This window comes from Pseudomonas sp. URMO17WK12:I11, from assembly GCF_007677725.1.
Lineage (GTDB): Bacteria > Pseudomonadota > Gammaproteobacteria > Pseudomonadales > Pseudomonadaceae > Aquipseudomonas.
On sequence record NZ_VEDF01000021.1, the window covers coordinates 1 to 15,607 of the forward strand.

Annotated in this window: 12 protein-coding genes, 1 tRNA gene and 1 pseudogene; all 14 read right to left on the minus strand. The window is 57.9% G+C overall.

The annotated features are described in order from the left end of the window. Positions 1 to 116: GTP-binding protein (locus FS665_RS22835; RefSeq protein WP_145193580.1), on the minus strand; the 116-nt coding region annotated here is incomplete at its 3' end. A gap of 31 nt (positions 117 to 147) precedes the next feature. Then, positions 148 to 2,292, minus strand: a complete 2,145-nt coding sequence (fusA, locus tag FS665_RS22840; RefSeq protein WP_145193583.1) for an elongation factor G — start codon at positions 2,290 to 2,292, stop codon at positions 148 to 150. 30 nt (positions 2,293 to 2,322) lie between these two features. Beyond that, complete coding sequence (rpsG, locus tag FS665_RS22845; RefSeq protein ID WP_003246741.1) at positions 2,323 to 2,793, minus strand: 30S ribosomal protein S7; 471 nt, start codon at positions 2,791 to 2,793, stop codon at positions 2,323 to 2,325. 106 nt (positions 2,794 to 2,899) lie between these two features. Next, positions 2,900 to 3,271: a 30S ribosomal protein S12 gene (gene rpsL, locus FS665_RS22850; protein WP_003255492.1), complete on the minus strand. Its 372-nt coding sequence runs from the start codon at positions 3,269 to 3,271 to the stop codon at positions 2,900 to 2,902. 211 nt (positions 3,272 to 3,482) lie between these two features. Beyond that, positions 3,483 to 7,682: a DNA-directed RNA polymerase subunit beta' gene (rpoC, locus tag FS665_RS22855; RefSeq protein WP_145193585.1), complete on the minus strand. Its 4,200-nt coding sequence runs from the start codon at positions 7,680 to 7,682 to the stop codon at positions 3,483 to 3,485. 64 nt (positions 7,683 to 7,746) lie between these two features. Next, a complete protein-coding gene (gene rpoB, locus FS665_RS22860) occupies positions 7,747 to 11,820 on the minus strand; it encodes a DNA-directed RNA polymerase subunit beta (protein WP_145193587.1) in 4,074 nt (1,357 codons plus the stop codon). A gap of 220 nt (positions 11,821 to 12,040) precedes the next feature. Further along, positions 12,041 to 12,406 carry a 50S ribosomal protein L7/L12 gene (gene rplL / locus FS665_RS22865; RefSeq protein ID WP_003255496.1) on the minus strand — a complete coding sequence of 122 codons (366 nt, stop codon included), beginning with the start codon at positions 12,404 to 12,406 and terminating at the stop codon, positions 12,041 to 12,043. Positions 12,407 to 12,483: 77 nt separating this feature from the next. Beyond that, positions 12,484 to 12,984, minus strand: a complete 501-nt coding sequence (gene rplJ / locus FS665_RS22870; RefSeq protein ID WP_138221852.1) for a 50S ribosomal protein L10 — start codon at positions 12,982 to 12,984, stop codon at positions 12,484 to 12,486. Between the two features lie 198 nt (positions 12,985 to 13,182). After that, entirely contained in the window at positions 13,183 to 13,878 is a 696-nt protein-coding gene (rplA, locus tag FS665_RS22875; RefSeq protein WP_145193589.1) for a 50S ribosomal protein L1, read from the minus strand. Beyond that, a complete protein-coding gene (gene rplK / locus FS665_RS22880; protein ID WP_003255500.1) occupies positions 13,878 to 14,309 on the minus strand; it encodes a 50S ribosomal protein L11 in 432 nt (143 codons plus the stop codon). Before rplK ends, rplA begins: the two co-directional genes overlap by 1 nt. Before the next feature lie 119 nt (positions 14,310 to 14,428). Beyond that, entirely contained in the window at positions 14,429 to 14,962 is a 534-nt protein-coding gene (nusG, locus tag FS665_RS22885; RefSeq protein ID WP_012316525.1) for a transcription termination/antitermination protein NusG, read from the minus strand. 9 nt (positions 14,963 to 14,971) lie between these two features. After that, entirely contained in the window at positions 14,972 to 15,340 is a 369-nt protein-coding gene (gene secE, locus FS665_RS22890) for a preprotein translocase subunit SecE (protein WP_145193591.1), read from the minus strand. Between the two features lie 44 nt (positions 15,341 to 15,384). Further along, a tRNA-Trp gene (locus tag FS665_RS22895) sits at positions 15,385 to 15,460 on the minus strand. Positions 15,461 to 15,514: 54 nt separating this feature from the next. Then, a pseudogene (locus tag FS665_RS22900) lies at positions 15,515 to 15,607 on the minus strand (elongation factor Tu); the annotation flags it as partial.

A 15,607-nucleotide genomic window follows, 5' to 3' on the forward strand; every position in this document is an offset into this window, starting at 1 on the left:
ACTTCGGAGCAGACGCGAGTCAGAGCTGCGGTCAGAGTGGTCTTACCGTGGTCAACGTGGCCGATGGTGCCGACGTTGACGTGGGGAAGGGAACGATCAAATTTTTCTTTAGCCACGACAGTGAACTCCTAGCCTAAAGGGGCTGAATCAGCCTTGTTTTTTAATGAGAGCTTCGACGATGTTCGACGGAGCTTCAGCGTACTTGGAGAATTCCATGGAGTAGCTTGCGCGACCCTGAGACATGGAACGAACGTCGGTTGCGTAACCGAACATTTCCCCGAGCGGAACTTCAGCGCGGACGACGCGGCCAGAGACCGATTCATCCATACCCTGTACCAGACCACGACGACGGTTCAGGTCACCCATCACGTCACCCAGGTAGTCTTCCGGGGTTACAACCTCGACCTTCATGATCGGCTCGAGAACCACGCCGCCACCCTTCTGGGCCAGCTGCTTGGTTGCCATCGAAGCGGCAATCTTGAACGCCATTTCGTTGGAGTCGACATCGTGGTACGAACCGTCGAATACCGTGGCCTTGAGGCCGATCAGAGGATAACCGGCAACGACGCCGTTCTTCATCTGCTCTTCGATACCCTTCTGGATCGGGGCGATGAATTCCTTAGGAATCACACCACCAACGACTTCGTTGGCAAACACCAGACCTTCGGTGATGTTGCCTTTGTCGTCCACTTCCGGCTCCGAGAAACGGATCCAGCAGTGACCGAACTGACCACGACCACCCGACTGACGAACGAACTTGCCTTCGATCTCGACGTTGGACTTGGTGATCTTCTCGCGGTAGGAAACCTGCGGCTTGCCGATGTTGGCCTCGACGTTGAACTCGCGCTTCATGCGGTCAACGAGGATGTCCAGGTGCAGCTCACCCATACCGGAGATGATGGTCTGGCCGGTTTCTTCGTCGGTCTTGACGCGGAACGATGGGTCTTCCTGGGCCAACTTGCCCAGTGCGATGCCCATCTTCTCCTGGTCAGCCTTGGTTTTCGGCTCTACGGAGAGCGAGATCACCGGCTCAGGGAAGTCCATACGCTCAAGGATGATTGGCTTGTCGGCGTTGCACAGGGTTTCGCCCGTGGTCACGTCTTTCATACCGATCAGCGCAGCGATGTCACCAGCGCGCACTTCCTTGATTTCTTCACGCTGGTTGGCGTGCATCTGCACCATACGACCAACGCGCTCTTTCTTGCCTTTGACCGAGTTGATGACCGAGTCACCGGAGCTCAGAACGCCCGAGTAGACGCGAACGAAGGTCAGAGTACCGACGAACGGGTCGGTTGCGATCTTGAACGCCAGAGCCGAGAACGGCTCGTCGTCGTCAGCGTGACGCTCGTCTTTGCGAACAGCCGGATCGTCTTTATCCAGGTCCTTGTCGTCCGGGTTGATACCCTGGATGGCAGGGATCTCGGTCGGCGCAGGCAGGTAGTCGATGACGGCGTCGAGAACCAGGGGAACACCCTTGTTCTTGAACGACGAGCCGCAGACAGCCGGGACGATCTCGCTGGCCAGGGTGCGCGCGCGCAGACCGGCTTTGATTTCTTCGACGGTCAGCTCTTCGCCTTCCAGGTACTTGTTCATCAGCTCTTCGCTGGACTCGGCAGCCGCTTCAACCATGTTGGAGCGCCACTCTTGTGCCAGCTCCAGCATATCGGCAGGAATCTCTTCCTCGCGATAGGTGGTGCCTTTGTCGTCGTCGTTCCAGTAGATAGCCTTCATCTTGATCAGGTCGACCTGACCCTGGAAGTTATCTTCCGAACCGATGGCCAGCTGAACAGGAACCGGGGTGTGACCCAGACGGTTCTTGATCTGACCTACGACGCGCAGGAAGTTTGCACCTGCACGGTCCATCTTGTTCACGTAGACAACACGTGGAACGCCGTACTTGTTGGCCTGACGCCATACGGTTTCAGACTGCGGCTCAACACCGGAGGTGCCGCAGAAGACCACGACCGCGCCGTCGAGTACACGCAGCGAACGCTCTACTTCAATGGTGAAGTCAACGTGGCCGGGGGTGTCGATGACGTTTACGCGGTAGTTGTCATACTGACCAACAGAGCCTTTCCAGAAGGTGGTAACGGCAGCGGAGGTAATGGTGATACCCCGCTCCTGCTCCTGCACCATCCAGTCGGTGGTCGCGGCGCCATCATGCACCTCGCCCATCTTGTGGCTCAGACCTGTGTAGAACAGGATCCGCTCGGTAGTGGTGGTCTTGCCCGCGTCAACGTGGGCACAGATACCAATGTTACGGTAGCGGTTAATTGCAGTAGTACGAGCCATAAAGCCCTCGCAAAATGATTGATGCTTGAATTAGAAGCGGTAGTGCGAGAACGCTTTGTTGGCTTCAGCCATACGGTGCACGTCTTCACGCTTCTTGACTGCAGCACCTTTGCCTTCAGCAGCATCCAGCAGCTCGCCAGCCAAGCGCAGAGCCATCGACTTCTCGCCGCGCTTGCGGGCGTAGTCTACGAGCCAGCGCATTGCCAGAGCGTTACGACGGGATGGACGAACTTCAACCGGAACCTGGTAAGTGGCACCGCCGACACGACGGGACTTTACTTCGACCAGCGGAGCGATGGCGTCGAGAGCTTTCTCGAAGATTTCCAGGGGGTCGCTGTTCTTGCGTGCTTTGACGGTATCCAGAGCACCGTAAACGATGCGCTCGGCTACAGCCTTCTTGCCGCTTTCCATCACGTGGTTCATGAACTTGGCGAGGATCTGCGATCCGTACTTAGGATCGTCAAGGATCTCACGTTTTGCTGCTACACGACGTCTTGGCATGATAAGCCCTCAAACGGTCTTCAGGTTAGCCCGGGACCCGGTCTTTCGACCCCTGCCCGACCTTACTCTTATCGACTCAAATAAATGGATGTCTGCAAACGGCCGATTACTTCGGACGCTTGGTACCGTACTTCGAACGACCCTGGTTACGGCCTTTAACGCCCGAAGTATCCAGAGAGCCGCGAACGGTGTGGTAACGAACACCTGGCAAGTCTTTTACACGGCCGCCACGGATCAGGACGACGCTGTGCTCTTGCAGGTTGTGGCCTTCACCGCCGATGTACGAGGAAACCTCGAAACCGTTGGTCAGACGCACACGGCATACTTTACGCAGTGCCGAGTTAGGTTTTTTCGGCGTGGTGGTGTACACACGGGTGCACACGCCACGACGTTGCGGGCAGTTCTGCAGCGCAGGAACGTCGGACTTCTCGACCGAACGCTTACGCGGCTGACGTACCAGCTGGTTGATAGTTGCCATCTACTAGCTCCACTGATTGTCTTGCGACTCTATTGTCTTGCAAGAAAGCCAAAAATTGGCGAGACGGAGCCTCACCAAATTTAAGGGTACAAAAGTCTAAAGAGGATCTTGCACCCAGTCAAGACGAGGCCCCGGCTCTCCTCGCCCGATCATCGGCAACATTTCATGTCGCCGATGCGCGTTCGAGGCTAGCCGGGGCCCTGCCCTGTACTTAGTTGCCGCTGGAATTCAGCGCTTCGGTCAGTGCGGCTTCCACCTCACTGGCGCTTACACGCAGCGGTTTGTCGGCATCACGGCGACGCTTGCGCTCGCTGTGGTAAGCCAGACCGGTACCGGCCGGAATCAGACGACCCACGACCACGTTCTCTTTCAGACCACGCAGGTAGTCGCGCTTGCCGGTCACTGCCGCTTCGGTCAGTACGCGGGTAGTTTCCTGGAAGGAAGCCGCGGAAATGAACGATTCGGTCGACAGCGACGCCTTGGTGATACCCAGCAGCACGCGGGTGAACTTGGAGATGAACTTGTCCTCGGAGGCGAGACGCTCGTTCTCTACCAGTACCTGGGTCAGTTCCATCTGGTCGCCCTTGATGAAGCTGGAATCGCCCGACTCGGAGATCTCGACCTTGCGCAGCATCTGACGCAGGATGGTCTCGATGTGCTTGTCGTTGATCTTCACGCCCTGCAGACGGTAAACGTCCTGGATCTCGTTGACGATGTACTTCGCCAGCGCGCTCACACCCAGCAGACGCAGGATGTCGTGCGGATCGCTCGGACCGTCGGAGATGACTTCGCCGCGGTTTACCTGTTCGCCTTCGAAGACGTTCAGGTGGCGCCACTTCGGAATCAGCTCTTCGTACGGATCGCTACCGTCGGTTGGAGTAATGACCAGACGACGCTTGCCTTTGGTTTCCTTGCCGAACGCGATGGTACCGCTGACTTCCGCCAGGATCGAAGCTTCTTTCGGACGACGCGCTTCGAACAAGTCGGCAACGCGTGGCAGACCACCGGTGATGTCACGGGTCTTCGACGTTTCTTGCGGGATACGCGCGATAACGTCACCAACACCGATCTGGGCACCGTCAGCCACACCGACGAGGGCGTTGGCCGGCAGGAAGTACTGAGCAGGTACGTCGGTACCTGGCAGGTACAGGTCCTTGCCATTGGCATCGACCATCTTGATTGCCGGACGGATTTCCTTGCCGGAGGCAGGGCGATCCTTGACGTCCAGAACTTCAATGTTGGTCAGACCGGTCAATTCGTCGGTCTGACGCTTGATGGTGATGTTTTCTTCCATGCCCACGAAGGTCACGGTACCTTTCAGCTCGGTAACGATCGGGTGGGTGTGCGGGTCCCACTTGGCGACGATGGCGCCAGCTTCGACCTTGTCACCTTCCTTGACCGAAATCACTGCACCGTAAGGCAGCTTGTAACGCTCACGCTCGCGACCGAATTCGTCGGCAATCGCCAGCTCGCCGGAACGCGAGACAGCAACCAGGTTGCCGTCGGCACGCTCGACCTGCTTCAGGTTGTGCAGACGTACCATACCGCCGTTCTTCACCTGGACGCTGTCGGCAGCCGAAGTACGGCTTGCAGCACCACCGATGTGGAACGTACGCATGGTCAGCTGGGTACCTGGCTCACCGATCGACTGCGCGGCGATTACGCCGACAGCTTCACCGATGTTCACCTGGTGACCGCGAGCCAGGTCACGACCGTAGCACTTGGCGCAAATGCCATAGCGCGTTTCGCAGTTGATCGGCGAGCGCACGATGACTTCGTCGATGCTGTTCAGCTCGATGAACTCGACCCACTGCTCGTCGACCAGGGTACCGGCCGGAACGATGACGTCCTCGGTGCCTGGCTTGAACACGTCACGGGCGATCACACGACCCAGTACACGCTCACCCAGCGGCTCTACCACGTCGCCACCTTCAATGTGCGGCGTCATCAGCAGGCCGTGGTCGGTGCCACAGTCGATCTCGGTAACCACCAGATCCTGGGCAACGTCTACCAGACGGCGGGTCAGGTAACCGGAGTTGGCAGTCTTCAGTGCGGTATCCGCCAGACCCTTACGAGCACCGTGGGTCGAGATGAAGTACTGCAGAACGCTCAGGCCTTCACGGAAGTTCGCGGTGATCGGCGTTTCGATGATGGAACCGTCCGGCTTGGCCATCAGACCACGCATACCGGCCAGCTGACGAATCTGGGCCGCAGAACCACGCGCACCGGAGTCGGCCATCATGTACATGGAGTTGAAGGACTCCTGGTCGACTTCGTTGCCTTCGCGGTCGATGACCTTCTCTTTCGAGAGGTTGGCCATCATCGCCTTGGACACTTCGTCGTTCGCCTTGGACCACAAGTCGATGACCTTGTTGTACTTCTCGCCCTGGGTTACCAGGCCGGAGGCGTACTGGCTCTCGATTTCCTTCACTTCATCGGTAGCGTTACCGATGATGCGGGCTTTCTCGTCCGGGATAACGAAGTCGTTAACGCCGATGGAAACGCCGGAAATGGTCGAGTAGGCGAAACCGGTGTACATCAACTGGTCAGCGAAGATCACGGTCTCTTTCAGACCAACCACGCGGTAGCACTGGTTGATCAGCTTGGAGATCGCCTTCTTCTTCATCGGCTGGTTGACCACGTCGTACGGCAGACCTGCCGGTACAACCTGGAACAGCAGCGCACGGCCAACGGTGGTGTCGACGATACGGGTGTTCTTGGTGACGCTGCCATCGCGGTCTTTCACGGTTTCGTTGATACGAACCTTGATCTTCGCGTGCAGGGCAGCTTCGCCGGCGCGGAATACGCGGTCGACTTCCTGCAGGTCAGCGAACACGCGACCTTCGCCCTTGGCGTTGATGGCTTCACGGGTCATGTAGTACAGACCCAGTACCACGTCCTGCGACGGCACGATGATTGGCTCACCGTTGGCTGGCGACAGGATGTTGTTGGTCGACATCATCAGCGCGCGCGCTTCGAGCTGGGCTTCCAGCGTCAGCGGCACGTGAACGGCCATCTGGTCACCGTCGAAGTCGGCGTTGTACGCGGCGCAGACCAGCGGGTGCAGCTGAATGGCCTTACCTTCGATCAGTACCGGTTCGAACGCCTGGATGCCCAGACGGTGCAGGGTTGGTGCACGGTTGAGCAGCACGGGGTGTTCGCGGATCACCTCGGCGAGCACGTCCCACACCTCCGGCAGCTCGCGCTCGACCATCTTCTTGGCAGCTTTGATGGTGGTCGCCAGACCACGCATTTCCAGCTTGCCGAAAATGAACGGCTTGAACAGCTCCAGGGCCATCTTCTTCGGCAGACCGCACTGGTGCAGACGCAGGGTCGGACCTACGGTAATTACCGAACGGCCGGAATAGTCCACACGCTTGCCGAGCAAGTTCTGACGGAAGCGACCTTGCTTACCTTTGATCATGTCGGCCAGCGACTTCAGCGGACGCTTGTTCGAGCCCGTGATGGCGCGACCGCGACGGCCGTTGTCGAGCAGGGCGTCAACCGCTTCCTGCAGCATGCGCTTTTCGTTGCGCACGATGATGTCCGGCGCCGACAGATCGAGCAGGCGCTTCAGACGGTTGTTACGGTTGATCACCCGACGATACAGGTCGTTCAGGTCGGAGGTCGCGAAGCGGCCACCATCCAGCGGTACCAGCGGACGCAGGTCCGGCGGCAGAACTGGCAGGACGGTCAGGACCATCCACTCAGGCAGGTTGCCCGAGCCCTGGAAAGCCTCCATCAGCTTCAGGCGCTTGGACAGCTTCTTGATCTTGGTTTCAGAGTTGGTCTGCGGAATCTCTTCGCGCAGGCGGCCAATCTCGTGCTCCAGGTCGATCGCGTGCAGCAGTTCGCGGACCGCCTCGGCACCCATGCGGGCGTCGAAGTCGTCACCGAATTCTTCCAGCGCTTCGAAGTATTGCTCGTCGTTGAGCAGCTGACCCTTTTCGAGGGTGGTCATGCCTGGGTCGATAACGACGTAGCTCTCGAAGTAGAGAACGCGCTCGATATCACGCAGGGTCATGTCCATCAGCAGGCCGATACGGGACGGCAGCGACTTCAGGAACCAGATGTGAGCAACCGGCGAAGCCAGTTCGATGTGCGCCATGCGCTCACGACGGACTTTGGCCAGCGCGACTTCAACGCCGCACTTCTCGCAGATCACACCACGGTGCTTGAGGCGCTTGTACTTACCGCACAGGCACTCGTAGTCCTTGACTGGGCCAAAGATCTTGGCGCAGAAAAGGCCGTCACGCTCAGGCTTGAACGTACGGTAGTTGATGGTTTCCGGCTTCTTAACTTCACCGAACGACCACGAACGGATCATTTCAGGCGACGCCAGACCGATGCGGATGGCGTCGAACTCTTCGACTTGACCCTGGTTTTTCAGCAAATTCAGTAGGTCTTTCAAGGCCTTTCCTCCTGGCGGAGCAGGAAGCGGGCATTACCTGCCCCGCTCCCCTTCGCGTCACGTGTTATTCGGTTTCCAGATCGATATCGATACCGAGCGAACGGATCTCTTTGATCAACACGTTGAAGGACTCGGGCATGCCCGGCTCCATACGGTGATCGCCATCCACGATGTTCTTGTACATCTTGGTACGGCCGTTCACGTCGTCCGACTTCACTGTGAGCATTTCTTGCAGGGTGTATGCCGCGCCGTATGCTTCCAGCGCCCACACTTCCATCTCCCCGAAACGCTGACCACCGAACTGCGCCTTACCACCCAGCGGCTGCTGAGTGACCAGGCTGTAGGAACCAGTGGAACGCGCGTGCATCTTGTCGTCCACCAAGTGGTTCAGCTTGAGCATGTACATGTAACCAACGGTCACAGGACGCTCGAACTTGTTGCCGGTACGGCCATCGAACAGCACCATCTGGCCGCTTTCTGGCAGGTCCGCCAGTTTCAGCATGGCCTTGATCTCACGCTCCTTGGCACCATCGAAGACCGGAGTGGCCATAGGCACGCCTTTCTTCAGGTTGTTCGCCAGGGCGAGGATCTCTTCGTCGGTGAACTCTTCCAGGTTCTCCTGACGCCCGCCGATCTCGTTGTAGATCTCGGTGAGGAAGCCACGCAGCTCAGCAGCCTTGCGCTGTTCTTCGATCATGCGGTCGATTTTCTCGCCCAGACCTTTGGCTGCAAGGCCCAGGTGGGTTTCGAGAATCTGACCGACGTTCATACGCGAAGGTACGCCCAGCGGGTTGAGGACCACGTCGACCGGAGTACCGTTGGCGTCATGCGGCATGTCTTCGACCGGCATGATCACCGAGACGACACCCTTGTTACCGTGACGACCGGCCATCTTGTCACCCGGCTGGATGCGACGGCGGATAGCCAGGTAGACCTTGACGATCTTCAGTACGCCTGGAGCCAGGTCATCGCCCTGCTGCAGCTTGCGCTTCTTGTCTTCGAACTTGTCGTCCAGCAGGCGACGGCGGTCGACGATGTACTGCTGAGCTTTCTCGAGCTGCTCGTTCAGTGCATCTTCGGCCATGCGCAATTTGAACCACTGACCGTGCTCCAGACCATCGAGCACTTCGTCGGTGATCGCGATGCCTTTCTTCAGGCCGGCACCGCCGTCGACGATCTGGCCGTTCAGCGCAGCACGCAGACGCTCGAAGGTCGCGCCTTCAACGATGCGGAACTCCTCGTTGAGGTCCTTGCGGATCTCGTCGAGCTGCATCTTCTCGATGGCCAGCGCACGGCTGTCGCGTTCTACGCCGTCACGGGTGAAGACCTGTACGTCGATGACAGTACCCTTGGTGCCGGTCGGCACGCGCAGGGAGGTGTCTTTGACGTCGCTGGCCTTCTCACCGAAGATCGCGCGCAGCAGCTTCTCTTCTGGGGTGAGCTGGGTTTCGCCTTTTGGCGTGACCTTGCCGACCAGAATGTCACCCGCGCCAACTTCGGCACCTACGTAAACGATACCGGCTTCGTCCAGCTTGTTCAGAGCGGCTTCACCCACGTTCGGGATGTCCGCAGTGATTTCCTCTGGGCCAAGCTTGGTGTCACGCGCCACGCAGGTCAGTTCCTGGATGTGGATCGTGGTGAAGCGGTCTTCCTGAACCACACGCTCGGACAGGCAGATGGAGTCTTCGAAGTTGAAGCCGTTCCACGCCATGAACGCGATGCGCATGTTCTGACCCAGTGCCAGTTCACCCATGTCGGTGGACGGGCCGTCGGCCATGATGTCGCCACGCTGAACCTTGTCACCCTTGCTCACCAGCGGACGCTGGTTGATGCAGGTGTTCTGGTTCGAACGGGTGTACTTGGTCAGGTTGTAGATATCTACACCGGCTTCACCGGTTTCCACTTCGTCATCGGCTACACGCACGACGATACGGCTGGCGTCGACCGAATCGATCACGCCACCGCGACGAGCGACCACGCAAACACCGGAGTCACGGGCGACGTTGCGCTCCATGCCAGTACCTACCAGCGGCTTGTCGGCACGCAGGGTCGGTACCGCCTGACGCTGCATGTTCGAACCCATCAACGCACGGTTGGCGTCGTCGTGCTCGAGGAACGGAATCAGCGACGCTGCAACCGAAACAACCTGCTTCGGCGATACGTCCATCAAGGTGACGTCTTCCGGCGCCTTGACGGTGAATTCGTTCAAGTGACGAACTGCGACCAACTCGTCGATCAGCTGCTTCTTCTCGTTCATCGTGGCCGAAGCCTGGGCGATGACGTGATCAGCCTCTTCGATAGCCGACAGGAACACGATGTCGTCGCTGACAACGCCTTCTTTCACCACACGGTACGGACTCTCCAGGAAGCCGTACTGGTTGGTGCGGGCATAGGCTGCCAGGGAGTTGATCAGACCGATGTTCGGACCTTCAGGGGTCTCGATCGGGCACACACGGCCGTAGTGGGTCGGGTGTACGTCACGCACTTCGAAGCCTGCACGCTCACGGGTCAGACCACCAGGGCCAAGCGCAGATACGCGGCGCTTGTGGGTAATCTCGGACAGCGGGTTGTTCTGGTCCATGAACTGAGAGAGCTGGCTGGAGCCGAAGAACTCTTTCACCGCGGCCGCGACCGGCTTGGCGTTGATCAGGTCCTGAGGCATCAGGCCTTCGCTTTCTGCCATCGACAGACGCTCTTTGACCGCACGCTCGACACGCACCAGGCCAACGCGGAACTGGTTCTCGGCCATCTCACCGACGCAGCGAACGCGACGGTTACCCAGGTGGTCGATGTCGTCGACGATGCCTTTGCCGTTACGGATATCGACCAGGGTCTTCAGGACCTCGACGATGTCTTCCTTGCTCAGCACGCCCGAACCTTCGATCTCGGTACGACCGATACGACGGTTGAACTTCATGCGGCCGACGGCGGACAGATCGTAACGCTCGGCGCTGAAGAACAGGTTGTTGAACAGGGTCTCGGCGGCATCCTTGGTTGGCGGCTCGCCTGGACGCATCATGCGATAGATCTCGACCAGTGCTTCCAGCTGGTTGCTGGTGGTGTCGATCTTCAGGGTATCGGAGATGAACGGACCGCAGTCGATGTCGTTGGTGTACAGGGTCTCGATACGGACGACCTGTGCCTTGGCGATCTTGATCAGCAGTTCGGTGGTCAGCTCGGTGTTGCACTCAGCCAGGATTTCACCGGTGGCCGGGTGCACGATAGCCTTGGCAGTGGTGCGACCCAGGACGTATTCCATCGGAACGTCCAGCGAGTTGACACCAGCCTTCTCGAGCTGATTGACGTGGCGCGCGGTAATACGGCGACCTTGCTCAACGATGACCTTGCCGCTTTCGTCATGGATGTCCATGACCGCGACTTCACCACGCAGACGCTGAGGTACCAGTTCCAGGCTGAGTTTCTCGCCGGAAATGTGGAACACGTTGGTGGTGTAGAAGGTGTTGAGCACTTCTTCGGTGCTGTAGCCCAGCGCGCGCAGCAGTACCGAAGCCGGCAGTTTGCGACGACGGTCGATACGCACGAACACGCAGTCTTTCGGGTCGAACTCGAAGTCCAACCACGAACCGCGGTAAGGGATGATGCGAGCGGAGTACAGCAGCTTGCCGGAGCTGTGCGTCTTGCCACGGTCGTGGTCGAAGAACACACCAGGCGAACGGTGCAGCTGGGAAACGATTACTCGTTCGGTACCGTTGATAACGAAGGTACCGTTCTCAGTCATCAGGGGGATTTCACCCATGTAGACTTCTTGCTCTTTGATGTCCTTGATCGCTTTGTTCGACGATTCCTTGTCGAAGATGATCAGGCGCACCTTGACCCGCAGTGGGACCGCGAAGGTCACGCCACGCAGGACACATTCCTTCACATCGAAGGCGGGATCGCCCAGGCGGTAGCCTACGTACTCCAAGGCAGCATTGCCGGAGTAGCTGATGATCGGGAATACCGACTTGAAGGCCGCGTGCAGGCCGACGTCACGGAACGAATCCTTGGATGCTCCCGCTTGCAGGAATTCGCGATACGAATCCAGCTGGATGGCCAGGAGGTAAGGCACATCCATGACGTCCGGCAACTTGCTAAAGTCCTTGCGGATACGTTTTTTCTCAGTATATGAGTAAGCCATCAGCGTTCCCCAGCTTGGTCACCTGCTTGTTTGGCTTCTCCCGGCGGGAGCAGCCAGAAAATCGTGCAAACCCCTTGGTTTGCGCCACCCACATGGGTGTCTTGCAGCTTGTTATCGGGGCCGGCTTGACCAGCCACCAATAACGGAAAAAGGCCGGTGGCCTAAGCCACCAGCCATCAGCCTTAAGCTCGACGCTCAGGCTGGCATCGCAAGGTCGAGATTACTTCAGCTCGACTTTAGCGCCTGCTTCTTCCAGCTTCTTCTTAGCGTCTTCAGCGGCTTCTTTCGAAACGCCTTCAGCTACAACCTGAGGAGCGCCATCGACTTTCTCTTTGGCTTCTTTCAGGCCCAGACCGGTCAGCTCGCGAACGGCTTTAATGACGTTCACTTTCTTGTCGCCGGCTTCAACCAGAACAACGTTGAACTCGGTCTGCTCTTCAACAACGGCAGCAGCAGCAGCTGGGCCAGCAGCGGCAACAGCAGCGGTAACGCCGAAGGTTTCTTCCATTGCTTTGATCAGCTCAACAACTTCCAGAACGGTTTTCTGGCCGATTGCTTCGATGATTTGTTCGTTAGTCAGAGACATGACTTAAATCCTGTATTGGGGTGACAGCCTACGCAGCCATCAAATTAAACGTATGATTTTGAAAGAGTTCGCGCGCCTTAGGCGGCGGTAGCTTCTTTCTGGTCGCGAATGGCTGCCAGAGTACGAGCCAGCTTGCTGGTGGCGCCTTGAATGACGCTCATCAGTTTTGCAATAGCTTCGTCGCGGGTCGGCAGGGTAGCCAACACGTCGATCTGGTTCGCTGCAATGAAATTGCCGTCAAACGCAGCTGCCTTGATCTCGAACTTGTCCTGACCCTTGGCGAACTCTTTGAACAGACGAGCAGCAGCGCCCGGGTGTTCGTTGGAGAATGCAATCAGGGTCGGGCCTTTGAACGCGTCGCTGAGGATCGAAAATTCGGTGCCTTCAACAGCGCGCTTGAGCAGGGTGTTACGTACGACACGTACGTATACGCCAGCTTCGCGGGCCTCTTTACGGAGTCCGGTCATTGCGCCTACAGTCACACCACGGGCATCGGCCACGACAGCGGACAGAGCGACTTTGGCAGCCTCGTTGACTTCAGCGACGATGGCCTTCTTGTCTTCGAGTTTAATTGCCACGGGTTTACTCCTGGTTTTTACCGTTTCATCTGGCCGAGGCCGGATGTCGTTTTGGTGTCTGATTCGGTAACGAATCGGGAGCACCATCTGCGTGGGCTGGATTTTTAAGGCTTGCGCCGCCTACGGTCTTGGATAGCCCCCGCCAGGCAGGGACCCCAATTTTTGCGAGTGACGCGACGGGTCGCGCCACTCTGTTTCTTACACGTCCAGCGAGCTCTGATCGATGACCAGACCTGGGCCCATGGTGGTGCTCAGGGTAACGCGCTTGACGTAGATACCTTTCGAGGAAGCCGGCTTGATACGCTTCAGATCGGCGATCAGGGCTTCAACGTTTTCCTTCAGCTTGCCGGCTTCGAAGCCGATTTTGCCAACGGAAGTGTGAATGATACCGTTCTTGTCGGTACGGTAGCGAACCTGACCAGCCTTGGCGTTTTTGACCGCGCCGGCTACGTCTGGAGTTACGGTACCTACTTTCGGGTTAGGCATCAGGCCGCGAGGACCCAGAACCTGACCCAGCTGACCGACAACGCGCATGGCATCAGGCGATGCGATGACGACGTCATAGTTCAGGTCGCCGCCTTTCATTTCGGCAGCCAGATCGTCCATGCCTACACGGTCAGCGCCGGCAGCCAGAGCGGCTTCAGCAGCTGGACCCTGGGTGAAGACAGCAACGCGTACAGTCTTGCCAGTGCCGTGTGGCAGCACGGTAGCGCTACGAACGACCTGGTCGGATTTACGCGGGTCAACACCGAGGTTTACGGCGATGTCGTAGGATTCTACGAACTTGGCAGCCGGCAGCGAAGCCAGCAGAGTTGCGGCCTCTTCGAAGTTGTAGGCCTTGCCTGCTTCGATTTTTTCGGCGATTGCCTTTTGGCGCTTGGTCAGCTTAGCCATTACACACCCTCCACGTTCAAGCCCATGCTGCGGGCAGAGCCAGCGATGGTGCGTACAGCTGCGTCCAGGTCAGCGGCGGTCAGATCAGCCTGTTTAGCCTTGGCGATATCTTCCAGCTGAGCACGGGTAACGGTACCGACTTTAACGGTGTTCGGGCGAGCCGAACCACTGGTCAGGCCGGCAGCTTTCTTCAGCAGAACCGAGGCAGGGGTGCTCTTGGTCTCGAAGGTGAAGCTACGGTCGCTGTAGACAGTGATGATCACTGGAGTTGGCAGACCGGCTTCTTGACCCTGAGTACGGGCGTTGAAGGCCTTGCAGAACTCCATGATGTTCACACCGTGTTGACCCAGTGCTGGACCAACGGGTGGGCTTGGGTTGGCCTGGCCGGCCTTAACTTGCAGCTTGATGTAAGCCTGAATCTTCTTAGCCATGAGCTACTCCAAAATCGGGTACGAACGCCATATGGCTCCCCGGATGACTTGCGTTTTATCCCAGTGACGACAAAACCCCGCAGCACACAGGGCTGCGGGGTATGGGATGCTTCGTCCGCCTAGACCTTTTCGACCTGGCTGAACTCGAGCTCCACCGGAGTGGAGCGACCGAAAATGAGCACCGCCACCTGGAGGCGACTCTTTTCGTAGTTAACTTCTTCGACGTTGCCATTGAAGTCTGCGAACGGACCATCAATGACTCGAACCACTTCACCTGGCTCGAACAGCGTCTTGGGCTTCGGCTTGTCACTGCCATCGGCAACGCGACGCAGGATAGCTTCAGCTTCTTTATCAGTGATCGGTGCAGGCTTATCTGCCGTACCACCGATAAAGCCCATCACGCGAGGGGTATCCTTGACCAAGTGCCAGGTACCTTCGTTCATTTCCATCTGGACCAATACGTAGCCAGGGAAGAACTTACGCTCGCTCTTGCGCTTCTGGCCATTGCGCATCTCAACGACTTCTTCGGTCGGAACCAAGATTTCGCCGAAACCGTCTTCCATGCCAGCCAGCTTGACGCGCTCGATCAGAGAGCGCATTACATGCTTCTCGTAACCCGAGTAAGCATGCACAACATACCAACGCTTAGCCACGGGACACCTTTAGCCTACGATCAGGGAGACCGCCCAGCCGAGCAGGGAATCAAGACCCCACAGCAGCAGTGCCATAACCAGCACGACAGCCACGACAATCAGCGTGGTCTGGGCTGTTTCCTGGCGGGTCGGCCACACGACTTTACGGATCTCGGTACGAGCTTCCTTCGCCAGCGCAAAGAACGACTTGCCCTTCGCAGTCTGCAGAGCTACAAAGCCTGCAACGGCAGCCAGGGCGAGAAGTGCAAGGACACGGTACAGGATTGGGGCGGCGGAGTAATATTGATTACCCACAACTGCAACAACCACCAAAGCCACTACAGCCAGCCACTTGAACAGATCAAAACGCGATTCTTGGGCTTCAGTTTTGGGGGTCATCGAGGAGGATCCTGTAAGAAGAAAGCCATCACACCGAGGTGAAATGGCAGGTCAGGAGGGAATCGAACCCCCAACCTACGGTTTTGGAGACCGTCGCTCTGCCAATTGAGCTACTGACCTGTAACGCTGTATCAGGCCGGCCATTATACCGGCCTGATTAGGAAAATCAACTACTTATTCAATAATTTTTGCTACGACGCCGGCGCCGACGGTACGACCGCCTTCACGGATAGCGAAGCGCAGACCGTCTTCCATTGCGATGGTCTT

Excerpts from the sequence above, each read along its gene's own strand:
- fusA (WP_145193583.1), bottom strand. The coding sequence starts at position 2,292 with ATGGCTCGTACTACTGCAATTAACCGCTACCGTAACATTGGTATCTGT.
- rplK (WP_003255500.1), bottom strand. The coding sequence starts at position 14,309 with ATGGCTAAGAAGATTCAGGCTTACATCAAGCTGCAAGTTAAGGCCGGC.
- rpsG (WP_003246741.1), bottom strand. The coding sequence starts at position 2,793 with ATGCCAAGACGTCGTGTAGCAGCAAAACGTGAGATCCTTGACGATCCT.
- rplL (WP_003255496.1), bottom strand. The coding sequence starts at position 12,406 with ATGTCTCTGACTAACGAACAAATCATCGAAGCAATCGGCCAGAAAACC.
- rplA (WP_145193589.1), bottom strand. The coding sequence starts at position 13,878 with ATGGCTAAGCTGACCAAGCGCCAAAAGGCAATCGCCGAAAAAATCGAA.
- rpsL (WP_003255492.1), bottom strand. The coding sequence starts at position 3,271 with ATGGCAACTATCAACCAGCTGGTACGTCAGCCGCGTAAGCGTTCGGTC.
- rpoB (WP_145193587.1), bottom strand. The coding sequence starts at position 11,820 with ATGGCTTACTCATATACTGAGAAAAAACGTATCCGCAAGGACTTTAGC.
- secE (WP_145193591.1), bottom strand. The coding sequence starts at position 15,340 with ATGACCCCCAAAACTGAAGCCCAAGAATCGCGTTTTGATCTGTTCAAG.